Genomic DNA, 19,416 nt, shown 5'->3' on the forward strand with positions numbered 1-19,416 from the left:
GCGGCTTGATAAACGCCCTCTGAACGGTTAAGATGATATCTGATTCGGAGAAAAAAATATGTCAACGCCCTACGATAACTGTTTTGACCACATTACTGATCGTCCAACGAAATTCTGTTCGCCAGCAATGGTTACAGATGGTTTGCGGAGGTTTATTTGTTGCCGATGTTAGGATACTACTATTAGCGACGCTTAAGCGAAACCCAACCGCACTAAGCCTCACATTTTAGCATATATTTCGTAAACGATGCTCATATTTAACAGTAAAGCCGTCGTTCTACGACGGGGTTTCAGACCCAAAATTTTCGATGAAAGCAACGATCCGAAACGTTAAAATTAGCGAGATCCCCACAGCGATCGAGCAGTTAGGTTTGTCTGCTCATGCGTGTGTCGATTTCACCATCGAGAATCATGAGATGACGGGAAACGAACAGGAGGAAACCACCCAAGCCTTGATGGAAGTGGTGAATGAAATTCGTGCTTATGCCAAGAGTCAGGGATTGACTGATGAGAAGTTGGAAGAGCTTTTAGTAGATGAATCGTGAACCCATAGTTATCGATACGAACGTCTTTATAAGCTTCGCCTTAAGCAGTACGACAACACCAGCTTTGGCTGTAGAATACGCGATTAATAACTTTATTATTCTGCAAAGTCCCGCAACCATAGGCGAGTTGGTCACAAAACTTCTTCTCCCAAAGTTCGAGAGGTACATTACACTGGAGCAGCGCCAACAACTGCTAGTAAGAATTTTGGAAATTTCGCTGCTGATTAGACCTACTGACCACACTGAAATTTGCCGAGATCGAGACGATAATAAATTCCTAAATCTGGCAACCAGTGGGGAAGCACGCTATCTGATTACTGGTGACAATGATTTGCTTATACTGCAACGCTATGGGAAAACAGAGATCGTTACACCAAGGGAATTTTTAAAAATTGTTCGGCGGTGAAGTACAAAAAATCCAGTTTGAGTGAGATGATCGAAAGAACAACATCGATATCGAAAAACACGGGATAGACTTTAATTTTGCCAAGACAAGTGACTTAAGCAGTAGGTTGGGTTGAGCAATAATAACTTTTGTCTGTCAAATATTAGCGACGCTTAAGCGAAACCCAACCACACCAATGTCGTCAATAATGTTGGGTTTCTCACTGGGATTGGTGCGTTACGCTAACGCTAACTTTTATCTTATCGGTAAAGATTGCAATCCAAAACAGAGACCTTGACACACTCGTGTTAGGAAATTTAAGTCTAAAGTAGCGATTGTATCCCGAGAACTATGATAATAGGGATTACGCATATTAGCCGTATCTGTCACCATAATTGCCGAATAACCGCGACTCCAAAAGGGAGAATGATCGCTGCGTCGAGTATCGGGGACGATATAACCTCCAAAAATTACCGGCAACCACTCGCAGGAAGTCTGATTTTCTCTCATGACTCGACTGAGAAAATTTAAATCCTTGCGGGTTTTGAGATTGCCAATCAAAGCGATAAAATCCCCAGTGTTGGGGTAAAAATATTCTAGAAAAGCTGGATATTTTTGAGAATGGGGATTTTTATCACAGTAACCGAGCATTTCTAAGGATAACATTAACCTTAAATCCTGCTTAGTTTGTTTTAATTTTTCTGCGTAGGCAATGCTCCCCAGTAATCCGTATTCTTCTAGATCGAAGGCAATTAAACGAATTGGATAATTAGCCTGATTCTCCCCAAAAAACCTCGCTAATTCTAATAATACCGCTAATCCCGTGGCGTTATCGTCGGCCCCCGGCGACCCCGGCACCGTGTCATAATGAGCGCCAATTAAAATCGGAGGTTTTTGACTGTTGTTAGGCAAATCCAAGATTAAATTTTCGTAAACTTTTCCCTGAAATGAGAAAAAATGTGATTCAACTTTTCCCCAATTGCCTAACTCTTGCCGCAGGTATTCTCGCACATAAAAATGTCCTTGACTAGAGAAAAAAGGGTTTCTTTCTCGGACAATTTGTTCTAGGTGTTGGCTTAAGCGATCGCTAAGAAGATCAAACATTGATGGTAGCAGATAATTTAATTAAAAGAGCCAATGGATAGAGAAACTGAGGGAAAAATCGGGGAGAATAATAATTGTTAATTATCAGGTATTCTGTGGGGCTAAAATCATGACCAATCTCCAATTGACTAGCTATGAGTGTATCGTGGTCGGGGCGGGATTAGCGGGATTAATCGCCGCGCGGAATCTCCAGAGGCAAGGTCATCAAGTTCTGGTAATTGAAGCGCGAAATCGTTACGGTGGCAGAATGTCTGGACAATATCTCCCCTCGGGACAGTGGATCGATCGAGGTGGTCAGTGGGTGGGCCCAACCCAAGAGCGTTTTTTAGCCCTCCTTGATGAGTATAAAATACGTCGTTTTCCCTCTCCCAATCAGGGAAAAACCGTCCTAGTCTTTAACAACAAACGCTATGAATTCAATGGTTTTTTTCAAGGTTTCCACGAGGGAGAAGTACCCGATATCGGCATGGCAGAATGGCAAGATGCGATGTCAGCATGGGCGCGTTTTCAAGAACTAGCCAAAACCCTACCTTCAGGTTATCCCCAAAGCAACGATCACACCAAAAAACTAGACAGTAAAACTTTTGCCCAGTGGATTGAAGAAAACACCAGCACAGATTTTGGTCAATGGTATTTTGCTTATATGGCCCGTGCCGTCGGGTTTCTCGGACCAGCCGAACCCCAGCAAGTCTCACTGCTGCACGTTCTTTGGGGACAAAATTGCGCCCCTCAAGCTGAACATCCAGAAGCCGAACTGATCCATGGCGGAGCCGGACAAATTCCCGACAAGATCGCGGCGGAATTAGGAGAGCGAATTCGACTGGGGGAACCGGTTTTTCGCCTTAATTATGACTCGGCCGGCGTGACCGTAGAAACCAGCCAGAACACTTTTACCGCCAAATTTGCCATCATTGCCATGCCGCCCCATCTTGCCGGCCGCATTATTTATCATCCCCCGCTGCCACCCCAGCGAGAACAACTAACCCAACGAGTACCGATGGGATGCTGCGCTAAAGTCCTGATTTCCTATGAGCGACCTTTCTGGCGAAAACAGGGACTAGCGGGACTTGCTCAAGGGAATTGTCAATGGTTGGAACTCTGTGCTGATAGTTCCGATCCCGAAACCGGCGTCGGGGTAATCGCCACCTTTGTGGTTGGCGATCGCTATAACCGTTGGCGCTCCATGAGTGGCCCGGCGCGTCGTGCCGCCGTCCTCTCGGATTTAGCTATTTATTTCGGTCAAGAGGCACTTTTCCCGATCAGTTACGATGAGGTGGATTGGCCCGGGGATCCCTGGACTGGTGGAGCCTATGCCGCTTTTATGCCCCCCGGAGTCTGGACAAGTTTCGGCGAGGCTCTTTTTACTCCCGTCGGACCGATTCACTGGGCCGGCACAGAAATGGCCGATCGCTGGCCGGGATTTTTTGAGGGAGCGATCCGCACCGGTGAGGCAGCGGCCGATCGAATCGCCTTGCTTTTACGCGAAAAATGAGCATCTACAGGGCTACGCCACCTTTTAGGTCAAAAAAGTCATCATAGTCAAGTTTCGGGGCTAATAGGGCAGAAAACTCTTAAATCATCACTATTTCGCCCTGGTAATGTTCGACGAAATACTGCACACGATGACGATATTCTTTAATTGTCCGATCGACCCATTCCCGCTGCTCACTGTTAGCATAGATATGTACTAAAGGTTCTCCGGCATCGGGTAAAATCAACACCCAGTCATCATTAAGGGGATTAATCACCTTCACCCCATCGATCAACTCTAGATTATCAGTAGCGTGAGTTTCCACTAGATAGCGCATCAGGGATCCCTTGACTTTCCAAGGACAACGCACCGCCGTATTCTTATTGTAAATGCGCGGTAACTCGGCCCGCACCTGAGCTAGAGAACGTTCCTGAATGGTTAACATCTCCAAAAGTTTCGCCACGCTGAACATGGCATCGAACCCGGGATGTAATTGCGGAAAAATAAACCCAGTTTGCCCAGATCCTCCTAAAACCACATTAGGATTAGTTTGACATCCTTCCATTAAAGCGCTAGGACTGGCTTTTGTCCGCACCACCCGGCCATCGTGACGACGTGCGATCTGTTCCACGGCACTAGAAGCATGAACCGGCACTACCACTGTACCGCGAGGATGGGCGGTCAGAATTGTATTCACCATTAAAGCAGTTAATTGTTCCCCGCGAATCGATAAACCACTCTCATCGACGAGGACTAATTGTTCCCCGTTGGCCGAAACTTGTACGCCTAAGTTCGCTTTCAGGGCCTCCACCACATGGCCCAATTGATGGATTAGTAACTCTCTTTCCTGCATGGAAAGGGCATTCTGACGTAAACTGGCATTGAGAACCACGGCATCACAGCCAAATTTAGCCAGTAATTCTGGTAAAATTGCTCCCGAGACTCCGTAGGCGTAATCAATGACGATTTTGGAACTACTATTGCGAATAGCCTCCACATTTAGCTGAGTTTCAAAGGTTTTGCGGTAATTATCGAGAATATCAGCCGGATAGGACATACTGCCGATGTCCTGCATTCCCACCCGTCGCAGATCTTCTTTGAAATAGGCCCCTTCGATTTTCTTTTCCCTCGCTTTGGAAACATTAATCCCTTTTTCGTCTAAAAACTCGATTAAGAGAAAATCCGGGCGATCGGGATGGATACGGACGTGAATGCCACCGACTACGTTTAATTTAGACACTAAAGTCCGCGAAATCGGTAAAGCATTCGCTTGTAGGTTTTGGATATTAACTCCCACGGACATTAAACCGGCAATCAGCGATCGACTGACCATGCGCGAGACACTACGTTGATCCCGGGAGACGATTACCGTTGACCCCGGTTTTAGAATGGAACCGTAGGATGCCCCCAGTTTAACGGCGAATTCGGGCGTGATATCGATGTTAGCCAGGCCCGATACTCCTCGTTGACCAAAGAGGTTTTTATGGGCAGTATTTCCCCAAATCAGGTTAATATTGAGGATGGCTCCCGATTCGATCTGTTTACTCGGCCAGACTCTTACTCCAGAGTTGATCTGCGCTTCTTCCCCCACGATCGATAATTGTCCGATCACCGCACCTTCGTGTACCTGGGCCCGTCGATCGATTCTGGTTCCCCTAGCGATCGTACAAGCGGCTAAATTGACCTCATCTCCGATCACTACACCATTCCAGAGGATGGGACGTTTCAGATCGGAACCGGCACCGATGGTGACATTATCGCCGATAACCGAACCCCTCTCGATCAGAACATTTGCACCAATGCGGCAATGATTGCCGATCATGGCCGGTGCCTCGATCTGGGCACTAGGATCGATATAGGTATTAGTACCGACCCACACCCCGGGGGATTTTTCTCGATAGGGAAATTCTAGGTTAACTTTGCCAGATAAAGCGTCGTATTGCGCTTCTCGGTAGGCCTCCAGATGACCGACATCGCACCAATAACCGTCGGCCACATAACCATACATAGGTTCGCCCCTTTGCAGCAGCAGCGGAAACAAATCTTTAGAAAAGTCGACTTCTTCTTTGTAGGGGAGATAATCGAGGACTTCTGGTTCGAGAATATAGGTTCCGGTGTTGACAGTATCGGAAAAAATCTCGCTGGTGGATGGTTTTTCGATAAAACGGCGAATTCTGCCTTCTTTGTCGGTAATCACTACCCCAAACTCGATCGGATTGGGAACCCGCGTCAGGACGAGGGTTGCTTTCGAGTTTTTGCTTTTATGGAATGCGATCGCTTTTTGCAGGTCAAAATCAGTGATACTATCGCCACTAATCACCAGAAAGGTATCATCTAACCATTCGGCGATATTTTTCACACATCCTGCGGTGCCTAGGGGTTGATCCTCCTCCACAGCGTAGGTGATTTTTACCCCAAAGTCGCTGCCGTCTTGAAAGTAATCGCGCATGACATCGGGGAGATAGTGCAGGGTGGTGATAATTTCAGTAATGTCATGCTTTCGCAGTAAATTAATAATATGTTCGGCGATCGGACGGTTGAGAATCGGGACCATCGGTTTGGGAAGATCACAAGTAAGCGGACGTAATCTTGTCCCCGAACCACCTGCCATTAGTACCGCTCGCATAACTTCCTCCCAAGGCTATCTTTTCGCCGTTTTTAAATAGTTTTTGCAAATTATGGCTTTAGTTTTCCTATCTCGATCGAGCTAGTTCCTAACCGGCATTCTAACACTGTCTCCCGGATTCAGGACAATATTTTCTTTTCCCAAGTCGGCAAAACCCAAGCTTAAAATGGGAGGTGTGAATTGTCTAAATTCAAGGATGAGATGGCATGAGACTCGTTGTTTTTATCTTAATAATTTTTTATGGTGTCGGTGGTTGGAAATTCTGGAATGGGTACAGAAGCACTAACTTTAGTTCCAGTTTACCCAATCGTTTAGCTCTAACACTGTTCTGGCCGCTTCTGTTGGCTGTTAATCCCGCCTACCGCAAGAATTTTCAAAAAGCCCTCAAGGGCAAATAAAATTAACATACTGCCAAGGTTGCAGCCATAAAACAAAAAAGGGGGTGGGTATCGAGGCGTTTTCTGCTGGATTAGTCGAGATTACCCCCCCCCCAAAAAAACCCTTAAATAATCCATGGTGATCAGCAATTTAGCTGTGGATGGCTTATTATGGTTAGGGAAAAAAGGGGTCGTAGCTCAGTTGGATAGAGCGAGTGCCTCCTAAGCACTAGGCCGCCGGTTCGATCCCGGCCGATCCCGCCTTTTTCAGTGTTGCCAAAGGCACGGCGTAGCCGTCCAGTAAACAGTGAAAAGATGCTGGGAAACTGCTATTTATAGCACTTTTCACGTTACTGATGTATCGACAAGTTTTGCCAACAAAGGACTTAAGCTCCTTGCCCATGCCTCATTCTGATGAAAACTGCTATAGCGTTCATTATCAAAATATCTACGGGCTTAATTAAGCCCGTAGGCGCGGCTACGGGCAACTTCTAGAGGTTAGGCTTGATCGCTTCTGTTCTCGTTAATCTGTCGGATGATTTCAATCATTTGAGCGTGTCGATCATCCATTCTCTCTAGATGCCGGTAAAAATCGGCTTGAGTCTCATAAAAATCTGATTGTGCGCTTGCTATTCGAGCTAGGTAATCGTAAAGCCCTTTTTTCTCCTGTTTCCGTTCTTCGCGGTCACTAGCGACGGCATCAGCTAGGGCTTGAATAGCGCGAGCGTTCGATTCCACTATTTTCTCGATCCGCTCTAATCTGTCTTCTGACATTTTGGTAAACTCCTAATAGACTAATTTCTTGTCCCCCACCGATGCCCGTCGGATGGGGGAATAACTTTAATTATGGGCTTTTCGATGCCAACGCTGATCCGATTCCCTAAATTCCCCCTGTAATGCGATCTCATCAGGAGCCTTAATCTTTCCTGACTATTACCAAGTCAGGGAGACAAAATCAAGGGTTTTCCGTTACAGGAAAACCCACATATAGCACTTTTCACGTTACTGAGGTATCGACAAGTTTTGCCAACAAAGGGCTTAAGCCCTTTGCCCATACCTCATTCTGATGAAAACTGCTATAATACTGCTCACTCAAAACTCAAAACTCAAAACTTAAAACTCAAAACTCAAAACTTAAAACTGATCACTGATAACTGATCACTGATCACTGATATTTATCTTCTCATTCTGCCCTTAACTTGATACCAAAGCCTTCTTAAACGTAGATCGAGAGAAAAACCTCGACGGGTGGGAATAACAATCGTGCCACCGATGCGATCGTGGAAAGCGCGGTTCAATTGCTCATCACCGATCGCCATACCACAATCGGCGAAAAGGGGCGAAGATAGTAAAATCAAGCTTAAAGGATTGCCAAAAAAAGTATTTAACCCTACCATCATTAAAGCTGCCCCGCCACCAGCGATCGCCTCTCGTTTGCTTAACTCCAAAATTCCGGGTAAACGCTGAAGTCGCAGATCGATGACCTTCATATCCAAGGCCCAACGTCCTAAACTCTGACCCTGATTCTGCGCCACCAATAACACCCGCAAACACCACCAAATCAGGAGAAAAAGGAAGAATTGCAGTACAGGCGCACTATTAGCAAAGGAGCTTAAAAACCAGATCGAGGCAAAGTCGATCAGGAAAGCATAGGCCCGACGATCTAAGGGAATTTTCGGAAATTTTTGCGGTAGATTATCTTCAGGCGGGATGGGGTAAACCATAAAAGACCTCTTGTAAAAATCAAAAATTGTTGTTAGGGTTAGGGGTCAGTAGCCAGTAGTCAGTAGTCAGGAGAATTAAGAATGAATAATAATCAGTTAAATGGTCTATTTACACACTTTATGCGATTTAATCCTTATTTTTGCCGTTTTTGAACCCGGAAAAATTAATTATGCAAGAGGTTTAAAGTCAATTCTCGGAAAAATCCTGCGGTTTATCTTCTACTCCAATCGGGAAATTGGCAATTCTAGGATAGTTGTCCCTTGTCTTTTTTCTCCCCCTGTCTCGGAGTCTTCTGTCTGGGAGTCTGCTTACCTAACCGAAGATTTTTGATTTTTGCAGGAGATATAATTATTAATCGACTCGGAGATCTAAGCTACCATTGAGCAAAGGTAGCCCAGAATACAGGGATAATCATGGAGCAAGATTCATTACTAACGGAGGTTATTCTAACCCATCCGCGGCAAAGTTTGGGAGAGATACAGTTGGATTGGATGCCACAACCGGGTAATTATTTGGCCTTAAAAGGACAAACCTACGCAGTTTTGGAACGTCACCACCAGTACCAATACAAGATTGGTGGCTATTGTTTACGCAAAATTTCCCTTTATGTACAAACTGCTCCCACTCCTAACGAAAAAAGTTTGATTGAAGGACGTTGGGTGATGGGGGATGCTAGTTGTCGTTTTAACGCCAGATCCGAACTGTTACGCTGTGCGATTAACCCCTCTGGTCCCTGTCAAGATTGTCGTTTTTACGAAACTATTAACCCTTAAAAGAGCCTTTTTCGGGAATAATCTGACTATGTATTGACAAATCGCCTATGAATCATCCTTACTCTTGGATCGAGGATAGCTTAAAAACCCTCCATCAGGCCAATTGGTATCGAAGGGTTAAAACCATTCAAGGCCGGGGCGGAGCCGTTATAGAATTAGAGGGTCGAGCGCTGGTTAATTTTGCCAGTAATGATTATCTGGGATTAGCAGCCGATGAAAGAATGATCGCGGCAGCCATAGCAGCCACACAACGCTATGGAACTGGAAGCACCGGCTCGCGTCTATTAAGTGGACACCGAGATATTCATCGAGATTTAGAATTAGCGATCGCATCCTTTAAAAATAGCGAAGACGCGATCGTTTTTAGTTCGGGATATTTAGCCAATTTGGGGACAATTACCTGTTTAGTGGGGCAGAAAGACCTGATTTTAGGAGATCAATACAATCACTCTAGCCTCAAAAATGGAGCCAAGTTAAGCGGTGCCACGGTGAAAGAATACCGGCACAATAGTCTCGAAGATTTAGAAAATCAGTTATTAGCCCACCGTCATCACTATCGTCATTGTTTGCTCCTCACTGATACAGTGTTTAGTATGGATGGGGATATCTGTCCCCTAGCGGGAATTCTTGCTCTAGCTGAGATTTATGATTGTATGGTTTTGGTGGATGAAGCCCACGCCACCGGAGTTATGGGGGAAAATGGCACAGGTTGCGTGGAATATTGTGGTTGTCAGGGACGGGAATTAATTCAGATGGGAACCCTGAGTAAAGCTTTGGGCAGTTTAGGGGGGTATGTGACCGGAAACGCCAAAATTATCGATTTTATCCGCAATCGCGCCGCCACCTGGATTTATACTACCGGTTTATCCCCCGCCGACACCGCCGCCGCTAGAATGGCTTTAGAGATTATTCGTCTGGAACCGGAACGTCGCCAACGCCTACACCAAAATATTAATTTTGTCAAGAGTAACTTAAATAATTTTAATATATTGCCTTCGGAAGCGGCGATTTTATGTTTACCGGTAGCCAATCCGGGTCAAGCCCTAGAATTATCCCAAAAACTGCTAGAAAAGGGGATTTTTGCCCCCGCAATTCGTCCTCCTACCGTTCCCACCAGTCGTCTGCGGTTTACTGCCATGGCCACCCATAGCCGCGCCCATCTAGAGGTTCTTGTCCAGTCTATTGGCGAATCTTTCCCCACATAGAGAAAAAGTTTTTCGTGGGAAGTGGGGAACAACTAAGTTGAGCGGCGGTTAGCATCCTTGATCCCATCATCAAGCTCTCTAGCCTGGCCGCTCCAACGACTTGTTAGACTGGGCTTTCGCAATACGTTTACGACTTCTCTGCCGCTTGCTGCTTCCTTTTTGCGTAGGTCTGCAAGGATTGCATCCAAGTCATAGTTGAAGGACTTGGCATACTCTTCACGGATTCGGTGGATCTCCTCGACAATTTCATCTGTCCACATGACTTAATCTCCGATCAGTTCGTTGGGTGTGCAAAGGATAGGCAATACCCAAATGGCTCAAGTTTGCGGCTTGCCGCTAAATATTCGCAGGCAACTTGCCAAATTAAAACTCCCTCTGTCAGATTAGCTACTAGAGAAGCTGCGATTGCCTGCTTACTAGGATAACGCGAATCATTGACGTAAATTAAAACATTTGTGTCAACGGCGTTCATGCAACATATCTCTCGTAAACTGGGGAGCATCAGAGGGAATGGGGTTTTGTTGCATTCGCTCAACAAGCAGTCTTAAAAAATTCTGCCTAGCCGCAATATCGGTAATCTTTGGGGGAATAATTTGAGGTGATTTGACAAAAAGCTCCACCTCAGTGCCTTCAGGTAAATCGTAAGCTGTTTGAAGGATGAACGTACCACTATGATAAATCGCTTTCAAGGCTTGGGGCATGGGGAAATCTCTATCACAAGAATTAGGGGTGATTTAGTTAGCTGCTTACAGTCTAGCCTACAGGATTGCCCCTCTATTTTAACCAACGCTAACATTCCTCAACTGGTCCCACAAGAGCGGCATCGCACTTAAACCCACAGCTTCAATAAATGTGCATGGTGCGTTCCCCAAAAATCGATCGGTGGAGCAGTAGGAGCCACATTAGGGAACGCACCCTACGGTGATCTATTGGCTTCTTAATAGCTAGTGGGTGAAAGCACTCAAAGTGATCTCATCTAAAACTGCTCCTTATCTCTAAAAAATGTCCCCATTACCTGAAGCAGTCTTCCTGTACGATAATCATAAAATCCAGGAGTCAAGTTATAAAGGGAAAACCCCATTTCATTAATATTGCTTAGCATCTCCTCAAACAGCACTTGGTCTTCATATAGAGGAACCAAGGACATTTCTAAAAACATTCCTTGAATTGAGGGTAGAATTCCTGATGCACCTTGGAGAACTCTATCTTCATACCCTTGTGTATCAATTTTGAGAAACGGCGCTTGGAAATTGGAAAAGCAGTGGCTCACTAGTTCATCTAACCGCCTCACCTTGACTACTTCAGAATCAATGTAAGCTGATCTACCAGCCGCGTCTACATGAGCAGGTAAGATACCCAGTATTGAACTACTTTCAGAATTACCAGAAATATTAATTGTGGCTTCACCAGTTGTATTGCCAACCGCGCAACGTTCTGCAACTTCCCAGTTAGGGTAGTTCTTACTTGCAATAACTAGCTTCTCATAAGCAGATGAGAGAGGCTCAAAGGAAACAATTTTACCTTGATACCCAATTTCAATAAGACCCTGAGCATATTGCCCAATGTTTGCTCCTACATCTAAAACCAAGTCAACTTCATAGAGGGTCAATAGCTTCAAAAATCGTGAACCTTTACGTTGAGTATCAATCGCCTTAGCTCGATCAAATGCTGAGGGATAGTACTTAACGATGTCGAAGCCTAGTTGTCGAATAAATTGTCGTATTTTCTTTTTCATGTTTTAGCCACAGCTATGAACTCAACCTGCTGCCAATTGCAGCCCCAAAGCAGACAGAACCACTACCACTAAAAGACTGCGGTCTAACTACGTATTATAGGTCAACTTTCTGTATAACACTCTCTGGGGTAACAATATGGGTCAACTTTCGGCATATCACTCTATTTAGGCGCAATCGCCCGAACTTTTCCCTATATCACGCCCAAAAGCGTGTTAGCCAGATTAGCTTACTGCAAAAAGCATCCTTTAAGGAAACTTATCACAGAAGCTTTCTAGAAATCTAGCAAAGATTCTTATATCTGGCTGCACTTTGTCACAAAATTTCACTATTATTTCGGGTAAGGTATGGTAAATCCCTTGATAGATTCAATCGGGACTAACTTCTGTGAAAACGGCTATAAATCTCCTGCAAAAATCAAAAATCTGACCTTAGGTGAGGAGAATCCGAGACAGGAGGAGAAAAAAGACATAAAAAATTTAGTACAAACGCTCTGCTCTCCCTGCTCTGGCGCTCCCTAGCTTACCAGAGGTCGATTATTCACTAAATGGTATCAAAAAAATCGGGTCTAAAACCTCGTCTTTACTCATTTTATTGTAACGGGATTTGGGATCACAGCTGCAGTAAATGTGCATGGTGCGTTCCCCAAAAATCGATCGGTGGAGCAGCAGGAGCCACATTAGGGAACGTACCCTACAAGATCGGCGATCGCACTAAATCTGCATAACGTCAAAGATCACCGGGCCGGCGCAATAGATGGTTGCGAAGCAGAAATCGCCTTAGTCGCTGGCTCCGGTGCATCGCCTTGTTGGGCAGCTTTCATTTTCGCGGTTAATATTTTTATAAATTCTAATTCTAATTTATCTCCATCTATACCATAATGCGCTTCCCGATGATGATTAGGACATAGGCCAATAACGTTATCGATAGTATCCTTACCATTATTTTCCAAGGCTATAATATGATGCGTTTCAATGTAGTATTTATTATCTTTTATTTCAAAACCTATTTTTCCACAATATTCACATTGTCCGCCAGCGCGATTTAACACAAATTTTCTAACCTTATTGTCTCTAACGAATGATGATGTAACCCTATTAGCACGATCTGGAATTTCTGAGCCAATCGGTAAGTCGGCTATTGAAGAAAGCGATTTTCTATTCTCTTTCTTAATTTCATTAACAATTTCCAGTATCAAAGTTTTTTCTTTAATTATGGCAACATAATTGCCATTGTCTTTATTGATCTTAATATTTAAAATATAACTATTATCAATTTCTTTAATGCTTCTAGGAGATGCTGTTATATCCTTAGCGATGCACACCAACCCATAGGTCAAAATATTTTTCTCAGTTACTAGCTCTAATATTCGTCTTTGATCGTTTTCCCCTGGACGATTTCTTAATGGATCACTTCTGGATAAAAATTTATATTTCCCATCTCTAATTTTATCATCCCATAAAGTAAAAATAGCCCGTTTATGATCGGGTGAGATTGCACACCAAGACCATCTAGGATTAGTGGGTTTCGTATCTAAAATTTCAAATATTTGATTTCTTGTTAGTTCTTTACTCATATTTATTCTTTCTTTTTAGCTGCCCAACTACATACTATAGGTCAACTTTCTGTATAACACCCTCCAGAGTAAAGATATGGTTCAACTTTCGGCATATCACTCCATTTAGGCGCAATCGCCAGAACTTTTCCCGATATCACGCCCAAAAGCGTGTTAGTCAGATTAGCTTACTGCAAACAGCCTCCTTTTAAGGAAACTTATCACAGAATCCTTCTAGAAATCTAGCAAAGATTCTTATATCTGGCTGTACTTTGTCACAAAATTTCACTATTATTTCGGGTAAGGTATGGTAAATCCCTTGATAGATTCAATCGGGACTAACTTCTGGGAAAACCGCTATAGATCTCCTGCAAAAATCAAAAATCTGACCTTAGCTGAGGAGAATCCCAGACAGGAGGAGAAAAAAGACAGGAAAATTTAGTACAAAAGCTCTCACCCCTTTCCTGCTCTGGCGCTCCCTAGCTTACCAGAGGTCGATTGCGACGACAATTATCGCAATGACCACAGCGAAAATTATCGGCATTTTCCTGAAAACCAAAGGCATTTAAGAGAAAGTGCCAACGACAGCGACGGGTATAGAGGTAGGGAAACATCTCATTTTTGGGGTTAAAAGTCATCTTGGCGGAATTATGGCGATAAATAAGCCGATAATGAAAAGGATCGAGCCATTCTAGGCGATCGAGACTGTGTAAAAGGGAGAGAATGAGCGCACCATCGGGAAATTCGGCACTAATCGCCTCTACTTTGCCCTCTAGGGGAATTTGGGCTAAAATTTGCCAAGCTTGTCGGTATTGGCGTTCCTGTTGGGAGTTAAAGAATTTTTGCTGGTTTTTATCGCTATTATCTAACCATCCCGTCGGTTCACTAATTAAGGTGAGAGCCTGCATTTTACCCCCATCGCGACCACCGCGGCCGATTTCCTGTAGGTATTCTGATAGTAAAGCTGGGGGTTGGTAGTGGACAACCCAACGCACATCGGGTTTGTTGATACCCATGCCAAAAGCTGAGGTACAGACAACAAAAGTTAAATCCCCCCGCAGCCAATTTTGTTCTATTTCCCGACGCTGAAAGGGGGATAAACCGGCATGATAGGCACTGGTGCGATAGTGGAGAGATTGCAACCATGCCGCTAAATTTTCACTATGGCGACGGGAACGAGTATAGATCAGGCCGGATTGTCGAGGTTGACCGGTGAGGAAGTTTAATAGTTGATGACGACGACAACCGGGGCTAATACATATTTTGGTGCTTAGGTCAAGGTTTTGACGGTAAGGATTTATTAAGAAAAGCTGTGGTTTTTCTAGTTGTAAGATGCGGGTGAGCGTCTCACGGGTGGCGGGGTTAGCGGTGGCGGTAAAAGCAGCGATCGCTATTTGGCTGCCGGCTGGTTTCGATTGCAGCAGAGCGGGACGGACGGCCCCAAGACGACGGTAGGCAGGACGAAAATTATCGCCCCACTGGGTTAAACAATGGGCTTCGTCGAGGATGAGAGCGTTAATTTTAACGTGGGGAAGGGTTAATTTTGACCAGAGGGGCGGACTTAAGAGGGTTTCTGGGGAAAGATAGAGAAGTCGCAGGGTTTGATCTGCGATCGCTGCTAAAGTTTTCTTTCTCTGTTGTCGGGGGATTTCGTGATGAATAAGGGCGACGGGTAGTTTTTTGGCTAATAATTCCTCCACCTGATTTTCCATCAGGGCCACTAGGGGAGAAATCACTAGGGTTAAGCCGGTTTTTAATAAAGCGGGCAATTGAAAACAGATAGATTTACCGAATCCCGTGGGCATGACAATCAGGGCATCTTGTGCCGCTAGAATTGTCTCGATAATCTCCTGTTGGGGAAAGCGAAAGGCCTCATAGCCCCAAATTTTTTGAAAAATAGTCTGGATGCTTTCGGGATATTGGGAAGACATGGTTAGACTGCTGGGAATTATGAATTATGAATTATGAATTATGAATTGGGGAGCAGGAGAGTGGGGTGTGGGGTGTGGGAATTATGAATTATGAATTATGAATTATGAATTGGGGAGAGGGCTCTCTTAGGTTTGGTGGGCAAAATGTATTCTAAGATACATTCTTCCTAGCGAGCGAGTGGAAGGAACCACAAAGACACAAAGGACACAAAGATTGATCGATCCTATATAAGTTAAACTTATCACACAGAACCTAGAAGAGCCGGGAGAGGGGAGAAAGGAGCGGGGGAGGGGAGAGCATTTGTATTAAAATTCAGGGGCTGGTTTAAAGGCACAACTGGTTAGAAATCTCTGGTTTAAACAGTTTGAGCGGTTTTGACTATCCCGGACGGGGAATAGTTTTTCCCATAATTGAATTTTTTTGCACTTTTTTAATAATCTGTTACACTTATAGCGATCAATCCTTGTCTGGGGAATTACTGATGACTGAACCTGTTAGCACCACTGACCCCGCAGTAGAAACCGCCACCGAAGCGCAACCCAGTTACGTCAAGCTGGCGATGCGGAATATGGTCAAGAAAAAAGGCGTCTCGTTAAAACACTTTTTTTTGACTACGGCAGCCCTATTAGGCTTTTTTGTCGGTATTTCCTATCTGACGCGTCCCTAAGGTGAAATCTGGTGAGTGAGACTTTGCCCCTAGGGGTGGATTTATGCCTACAGGATAATTATTTTGATCCCGGAAATAGTCCTGTGGATGGCCAAACTTGGCACTATTGGTTGGAGACATGGTTAGGCTATCTATCGGATTATCTCCCCGTTGCCGCCGGTTATGAACTAAGTTTGCGTTTAACAGACGATCGAGAAATTCAGACCTATAATTGCCAATATCGCCACAAAGATCAACCGACGGATGTTCTCGCTTTTGCCGCTCTCGAAGTGGATTTCCCGGTCGATGAGGGCATTTTAGAGACAGAACCTTTATATTTGGGGGATATTATCATCTCTGTGGAGACAGCACAACAACAGGCTTTAACACAAAATCATCCTTTGGCGCGAGAATTGGCCTGGTTAACTGCCCACGCTTGTTTACATCTTTTGGGTTGGGATCATCCCGATGAAACAAGTCTGTTAGAAATGCTATCTTTACAGGAAACTTTGTTAAAAACCGTCAAAATTGCCGATACATAGTTAGTTGTTTTTGTCAAGCATTATTGAGGAATATGAAGACAAACTATCATCAAGCCAACCAATCTGCCAGCCTATCTAATCCCTATCTCAACAATAATTTTATCCCTCGATCGGGACAGCTGAGTGAGGGCAACAATCCCAATCAAAGAGAATACGCTTGGCAAGTCGCCTCGAATCTATTAGTCAGTTTTCGCTACGCTTGGGCCGGAGTCCGTTATGCTTTTGTCAGTCAGAGAAATTTTCGCATTCACACCCTGATTACCCTAGTAGCGATTAGTTGGGGCTTATTTTTGCGGGTTAATGCCCTAGAAATGGCGATTGTCTCCCTTACCTGCGCTCTGGTGATGGTCTTAGAATTAATTAACACCGCTCTAGAATCAGTGGTGGATCTGACGGTGGGGCAATCCTACCATGATTTAGCCAAAATAGCGAAAGATTGTGCCGCTGGTGCCGTTTTAATCGCCTCGATCGCCGCTTTACTCGTAGCGGCTTTTATTTTTATTCCCCATTTATTAGTTTAAGTGGGAAGTGGGAAGTGGTGAGAGAGGAGTAGGGAGAAAAAGCTAACTCCTGACTCCTGACTCCTGACTCCTGACTCCTGACTCCTGACTCCTGACTCCTGACTCCTGACGGCTAAAAAAGCCGATTTGACATAAGGGGACTCGACAACTTTTAGCCGATAAATTTAACTTTTCTTAACCTAAGCCTAAACTGGCGAGGGGAGAGGGTTTCGCTATATATAAAAAATTGTAATCGTCGATACAGCAAAAAATCTCTTTTGTCCCCCTATAGGTTAGAATATAGTTAGTGATAAGACTTCTTTTGTAGATCTTGCAGGAAATCTCCCATGAGTGCCATAACTTTCTCCACCGCTCCCACCGCTTACTCTATCAGGATGATTAAGGACGAAGTCCGTCAGATGGTAGAACAGGGGGTAGTGAGCAGACACCAACCGATCTACACCCTCTGTCAGTTCATTCCCCCCCGGGAGTGGGTTTGTGTTGAATGTGAACTAGAACGATGTGACTACCTTCTCAGAGACCAAATTGGTGACTTAATCGCCTCGGAATCTTGGGATAATGATTAAACTCTCCCATTTGCCGATCTGGGGAAAAATCGGACTAATCAGAAATTTAGCAGCCTTGTCCACTTCCTTAAACTATTATAATTCAGCCCCGGTCAATTCTGGGGCTGAAACTATGGGGATAGGAAGGGTGTAATTGTTAAGAAAAAAGAAGTTTTGGCAATATTTAGGACTTGCTGAATAATGGTAAAACCCTTTGAAAATAAGGCTTTTGACCTGTTAAAATCTGATGTTAGTGCAAGAAAATAGGATTGGGACATTCAAAAACCTTGCATTATTCTCCTCATAGTACATAAACTGGTACAAAAAAAGAGGGCAACAAAGCCTGAAACGACCGACTCCTGACTCCTGACTCCTGACTCCTGACTCCTGACTCCTGACTCCTAACCCCACCAACAAACTTTTTCAGCAAACCCTATTTAGCCAAGTTAGTTCACAAGTTCCCCATTGCCAGGGGACGCTATCTCTAACATCCCCAAGTTTTCCCTAACTTAAAATCAGTAGTTGGCGCTGTTGTAAAGAACGCACACCAGTTAATCCTAAACCAACTTGAGCATCGATTGCTCCCACGGTTAAACGACCATCACAAGCTTGTAAAAAAGCAAATTCTCTTTCCGAGAGATTAACTGGCCGATAATCGTAGTCTAGAACACTTGCACTAGGCCAACCGTAAAGACAGGGATGAACTTCGGCCACTGCATTCTCTAGGACTTGATCCCCGGACCAATCGGCAGTCAAAATCGGTGGTTTAGCGAGGAAAAATTCATAGTGGGTGATTTCCGGGTCTAATAATTCCGTCAAGCGATAACGTTCCCTTTCCCCTAAATTTTGCGCTCTAGCCATCAATTCGGGGGATTTACCCAATAAACGGTCTAATTGCCAGTAGGAAGGGTTAGAAAAGCCAATAAAGGCTAATCCTGACGCATCAATCAGTTGAAAGAGGGTATCGATATTATAGTCCACTTCCCGGGGGTGAACATACATATCAGCGAAGGACTCGTCGCGATGATTTTCCATTGACCAACGCTCTTTTTCCCGTTTCAAAATGCGATTATTTTCCGGTAGAGAGGCAAAAATCTCTCGGCCGACAGCGACCCCATCTTTATAATCCCCGCGTCGGTCTCCCTGCAAAAGTGCGATCGCAGATTGCATTAACTGGATTTCCCAGCGTCCCAATTGTGCATAGACGAAAATGTGCAGCAGACCACCGGGGGCCAGCTTTTGCGCGAGGGATTGAATACCTTTAATCGGGTCCGGGAGATGGTGCAGCACCCCGACGCAGTTAATTAAATCAAATTCTCCGGGGAGATTAGTGGCCGATTCAAGGGGTAAATGGTGAAAATCCAGAGAACCTCGGTGCTTTGTCGCAACTCCCGAACGATTACAGCGTTCTTTGGCAATTTCTAGAGCTTTTTCACTGATATCTATAGCGACTACATGAGCGAAAGGGTTGAGCGCGAGCAGATATTCGGTTCCCGCACCAGTACCACAACCTGCATCGAGAATGCGGATATCCTCTCGTTCGGGTTTACGATGACAACAAAAGTTATAGGCAGCAATCCAATTCCAGCGCCAATTGTAACCCGGAGGAGGTTCGTCTAGGAGCGGTTCGGGGGGGAAAGGATAGGTATTGTAGAGACGTTGTACAGCAGTGCGAATAGTAGCGTCGTCGGACATGAAAATTGGCGGAGTTTAGGATAACACTCGATCGAT

Annotated in this window: 20 protein-coding genes and 1 tRNA gene; 11 read left to right on the plus strand and 10 right to left on the minus strand. The window is 44.7% G+C overall.

The genetic code is table 11. The annotated features are described in order from the left end of the window. Window positions 1-308 precede the first annotated feature (308 nt). Both N0824_RS00725 and N0824_RS00730 read left to right on the plus strand, forming a co-directional pair. Window positions 309-545, plus strand: a complete 237-nt coding sequence (locus N0824_RS00725; protein WP_002799399.1) for a hypothetical protein — start codon at window positions 309-311, stop codon at window positions 543-545. Next, the gene (locus N0824_RS00730; RefSeq protein WP_108935328.1) at window positions 535-951 is read left to right on the plus strand and encodes a putative toxin-antitoxin system toxin component, PIN family; all 417 of its coding nucleotides are present in this window, start codon (window positions 535-537) and stop codon (window positions 949-951) included. The genes N0824_RS00725 and N0824_RS00730 overlap by 11 nt, the downstream gene beginning before the upstream one ends. Window positions 952-1,185: 234 nt before the next feature. On the opposite strand, the gene N0824_RS00735 is transcribed toward N0824_RS00730, so the two are convergent. Next, window positions 1,186-2,034 carry a M28 family metallopeptidase gene (locus N0824_RS00735; RefSeq protein WP_108935329.1) on the minus strand — a complete coding sequence of 283 codons (849 nt, stop codon included), beginning with the start codon at window positions 2,032-2,034 and terminating at the stop codon, window positions 1,186-1,188. Window positions 2,035-2,143: 109 nt separating this feature from the next. On the opposite strand from N0824_RS00735, the gene N0824_RS00740 reads away from it, so the two are divergent. Then, entirely contained in the window at window positions 2,144-3,526 is a 1,383-nt protein-coding gene (locus N0824_RS00740) for a flavin monoamine oxidase family protein (RefSeq protein WP_108935330.1), read from the plus strand. 79 nt (window positions 3,527-3,605) lie between these two features. On the opposite strand, the gene N0824_RS00745 is transcribed toward N0824_RS00740, so the two are convergent. Beyond that, on the minus strand, window positions 3,606-6,131 hold the full coding sequence (locus N0824_RS00745; protein ID WP_108935331.1) for a mannose-1-phosphate guanyltransferase: 2,526 nt from the start codon (window positions 6,129-6,131) through the stop codon (window positions 3,606-3,608). 206 nt (window positions 6,132-6,337) lie between these two features. Here N0824_RS00745 and N0824_RS00750 point away from each other — a divergent pair, with 206 nt between their 5' ends. Continuing rightward, on the plus strand, window positions 6,338-6,529 hold the full coding sequence (locus N0824_RS00750; protein ID WP_104396538.1) for a hypothetical protein: 192 nt from the start codon (window positions 6,338-6,340) through the stop codon (window positions 6,527-6,529). Window positions 6,530-6,695: 166 nt separating this feature from the next. Further along, a tRNA-Arg gene (locus N0824_RS00755) sits at window positions 6,696-6,769 on the plus strand. 237 nt (window positions 6,770-7,006) lie between these two features. Here the strand turns inward: N0824_RS00755 and N0824_RS00760 are convergent. Together N0824_RS00760 and N0824_RS00765 are read right to left on the minus strand one after the other, a co-directional pair. After that, window positions 7,007-7,282, minus strand: coding sequence for a hypothetical protein (locus N0824_RS00760; RefSeq protein ID WP_002795807.1), 276 nt, complete (start codon window positions 7,280-7,282; stop codon window positions 7,007-7,009). 401 nt (window positions 7,283-7,683) lie between these two features. Continuing rightward, window positions 7,684-8,232 (minus strand): RDD family protein, encoded by a 549-nt coding sequence (locus tag N0824_RS00765; protein WP_108935332.1) that lies wholly within the window; start codon window positions 8,230-8,232, stop codon window positions 7,684-7,686. Between the two features lie 414 nt (window positions 8,233-8,646). On the opposite strand from N0824_RS00765, the gene N0824_RS00775 reads away from it, so the two are divergent. Continuing rightward, window positions 8,647-9,006: a DUF6464 family protein gene (locus N0824_RS00775; protein ID WP_002765174.1), complete on the plus strand. Its 360-nt coding sequence runs from the start codon at window positions 8,647-8,649 to the stop codon at window positions 9,004-9,006. Between the two features lie 47 nt (window positions 9,007-9,053). After that, window positions 9,054-10,211: an 8-amino-7-oxononanoate synthase gene (gene bioF, locus N0824_RS00780; protein ID WP_108935334.1), complete on the plus strand. Its 1,158-nt coding sequence runs from the start codon at window positions 9,054-9,056 to the stop codon at window positions 10,209-10,211. Between the two features lie 32 nt (window positions 10,212-10,243). On the opposite strand, the gene N0824_RS20635 is transcribed toward bioF, so the two are convergent. The 5 genes from N0824_RS20635 to N0824_RS00810 all read right to left on the minus strand — a co-directional run bounded on the left by N0824_RS20635 (window position 10,244) and on the right by N0824_RS00810 (window position 15,430). Continuing rightward, window positions 10,244-10,471: a hypothetical protein gene (locus N0824_RS20635; protein WP_158269530.1), complete on the minus strand. Its 228-nt coding sequence runs from the start codon at window positions 10,469-10,471 to the stop codon at window positions 10,244-10,246. Between the two features lie 198 nt (window positions 10,472-10,669). Continuing rightward, entirely contained in the window at window positions 10,670-10,912 is a 243-nt protein-coding gene (locus tag N0824_RS00790) for an antitoxin family protein (protein ID WP_046661940.1), read from the minus strand. A 275-nt stretch (window positions 10,913-11,187) separates the two neighbouring features. Beyond that, on the minus strand, window positions 11,188-11,946 hold the full coding sequence (locus N0824_RS00795) for an FkbM family methyltransferase (RefSeq protein ID WP_108935335.1): 759 nt from the start codon (window positions 11,944-11,946) through the stop codon (window positions 11,188-11,190). Window positions 11,947-12,680: 734 nt separating this feature from the next. After that, the gene (locus tag N0824_RS00805) at window positions 12,681-13,520 is read right to left on the minus strand and encodes an HNH endonuclease (RefSeq protein WP_103112821.1); all 840 of its coding nucleotides are present in this window, start codon (window positions 13,518-13,520) and stop codon (window positions 12,681-12,683) included. A gap of 458 nt (window positions 13,521-13,978) precedes the next feature. After that, entirely contained in the window at window positions 13,979-15,430 is a 1,452-nt protein-coding gene (locus N0824_RS00810; protein WP_108935336.1) for an ATP-dependent DNA helicase RecQ, read from the minus strand. 482 nt (window positions 15,431-15,912) lie between these two features. Here N0824_RS00810 and N0824_RS00815 point away from each other — a divergent pair, with 482 nt between their 5' ends. From N0824_RS00815 to N0824_RS00830, 4 genes are all read left to right on the plus strand, one after another. Beyond that, complete coding sequence (locus N0824_RS00815) at window positions 15,913-16,098, plus strand: DUF3285 domain-containing protein (RefSeq protein ID WP_002752941.1); 186 nt, start codon at window positions 15,913-15,915, stop codon at window positions 16,096-16,098. Between the two features lie 11 nt (window positions 16,099-16,109). Continuing rightward, on the plus strand, window positions 16,110-16,619 hold the full coding sequence (ybeY, locus tag N0824_RS00820; RefSeq protein WP_108935337.1) for an rRNA maturation RNase YbeY: 510 nt from the start codon (window positions 16,110-16,112) through the stop codon (window positions 16,617-16,619). 32 nt (window positions 16,620-16,651) lie between these two features. Beyond that, entirely contained in the window at window positions 16,652-17,140 is a 489-nt protein-coding gene (locus N0824_RS00825) for a diacylglycerol kinase family protein (protein WP_108935338.1), read from the plus strand. Window positions 17,141-17,466: 326 nt separating this feature from the next. After that, window positions 17,467-17,706 carry a DUF4327 family protein gene (locus N0824_RS00830; protein WP_002738935.1) on the plus strand — a complete coding sequence of 80 codons (240 nt, stop codon included), beginning with the start codon at window positions 17,467-17,469 and terminating at the stop codon, window positions 17,704-17,706. Between the two features lie 483 nt (window positions 17,707-18,189). On the opposite strand, the gene N0824_RS00835 is transcribed toward N0824_RS00830, so the two are convergent. After that, window positions 18,190-19,380 (minus strand): bifunctional 2-polyprenyl-6-hydroxyphenol methylase/3-demethylubiquinol 3-O-methyltransferase UbiG, encoded by a 1,191-nt coding sequence (locus tag N0824_RS00835; RefSeq protein ID WP_108935339.1) that lies wholly within the window; start codon window positions 19,378-19,380, stop codon window positions 18,190-18,192. Between the last annotated feature and the right edge of the window lie 36 nt (window positions 19,381-19,416).

This window comes from Microcystis sp. 0824, assembly GCF_003112475.1.
GTDB classification, from domain to species: Bacteria; Cyanobacteriota; Cyanobacteriia; order Cyanobacteriales; family Microcystaceae; genus Microcystis; species Microcystis aeruginosa_C.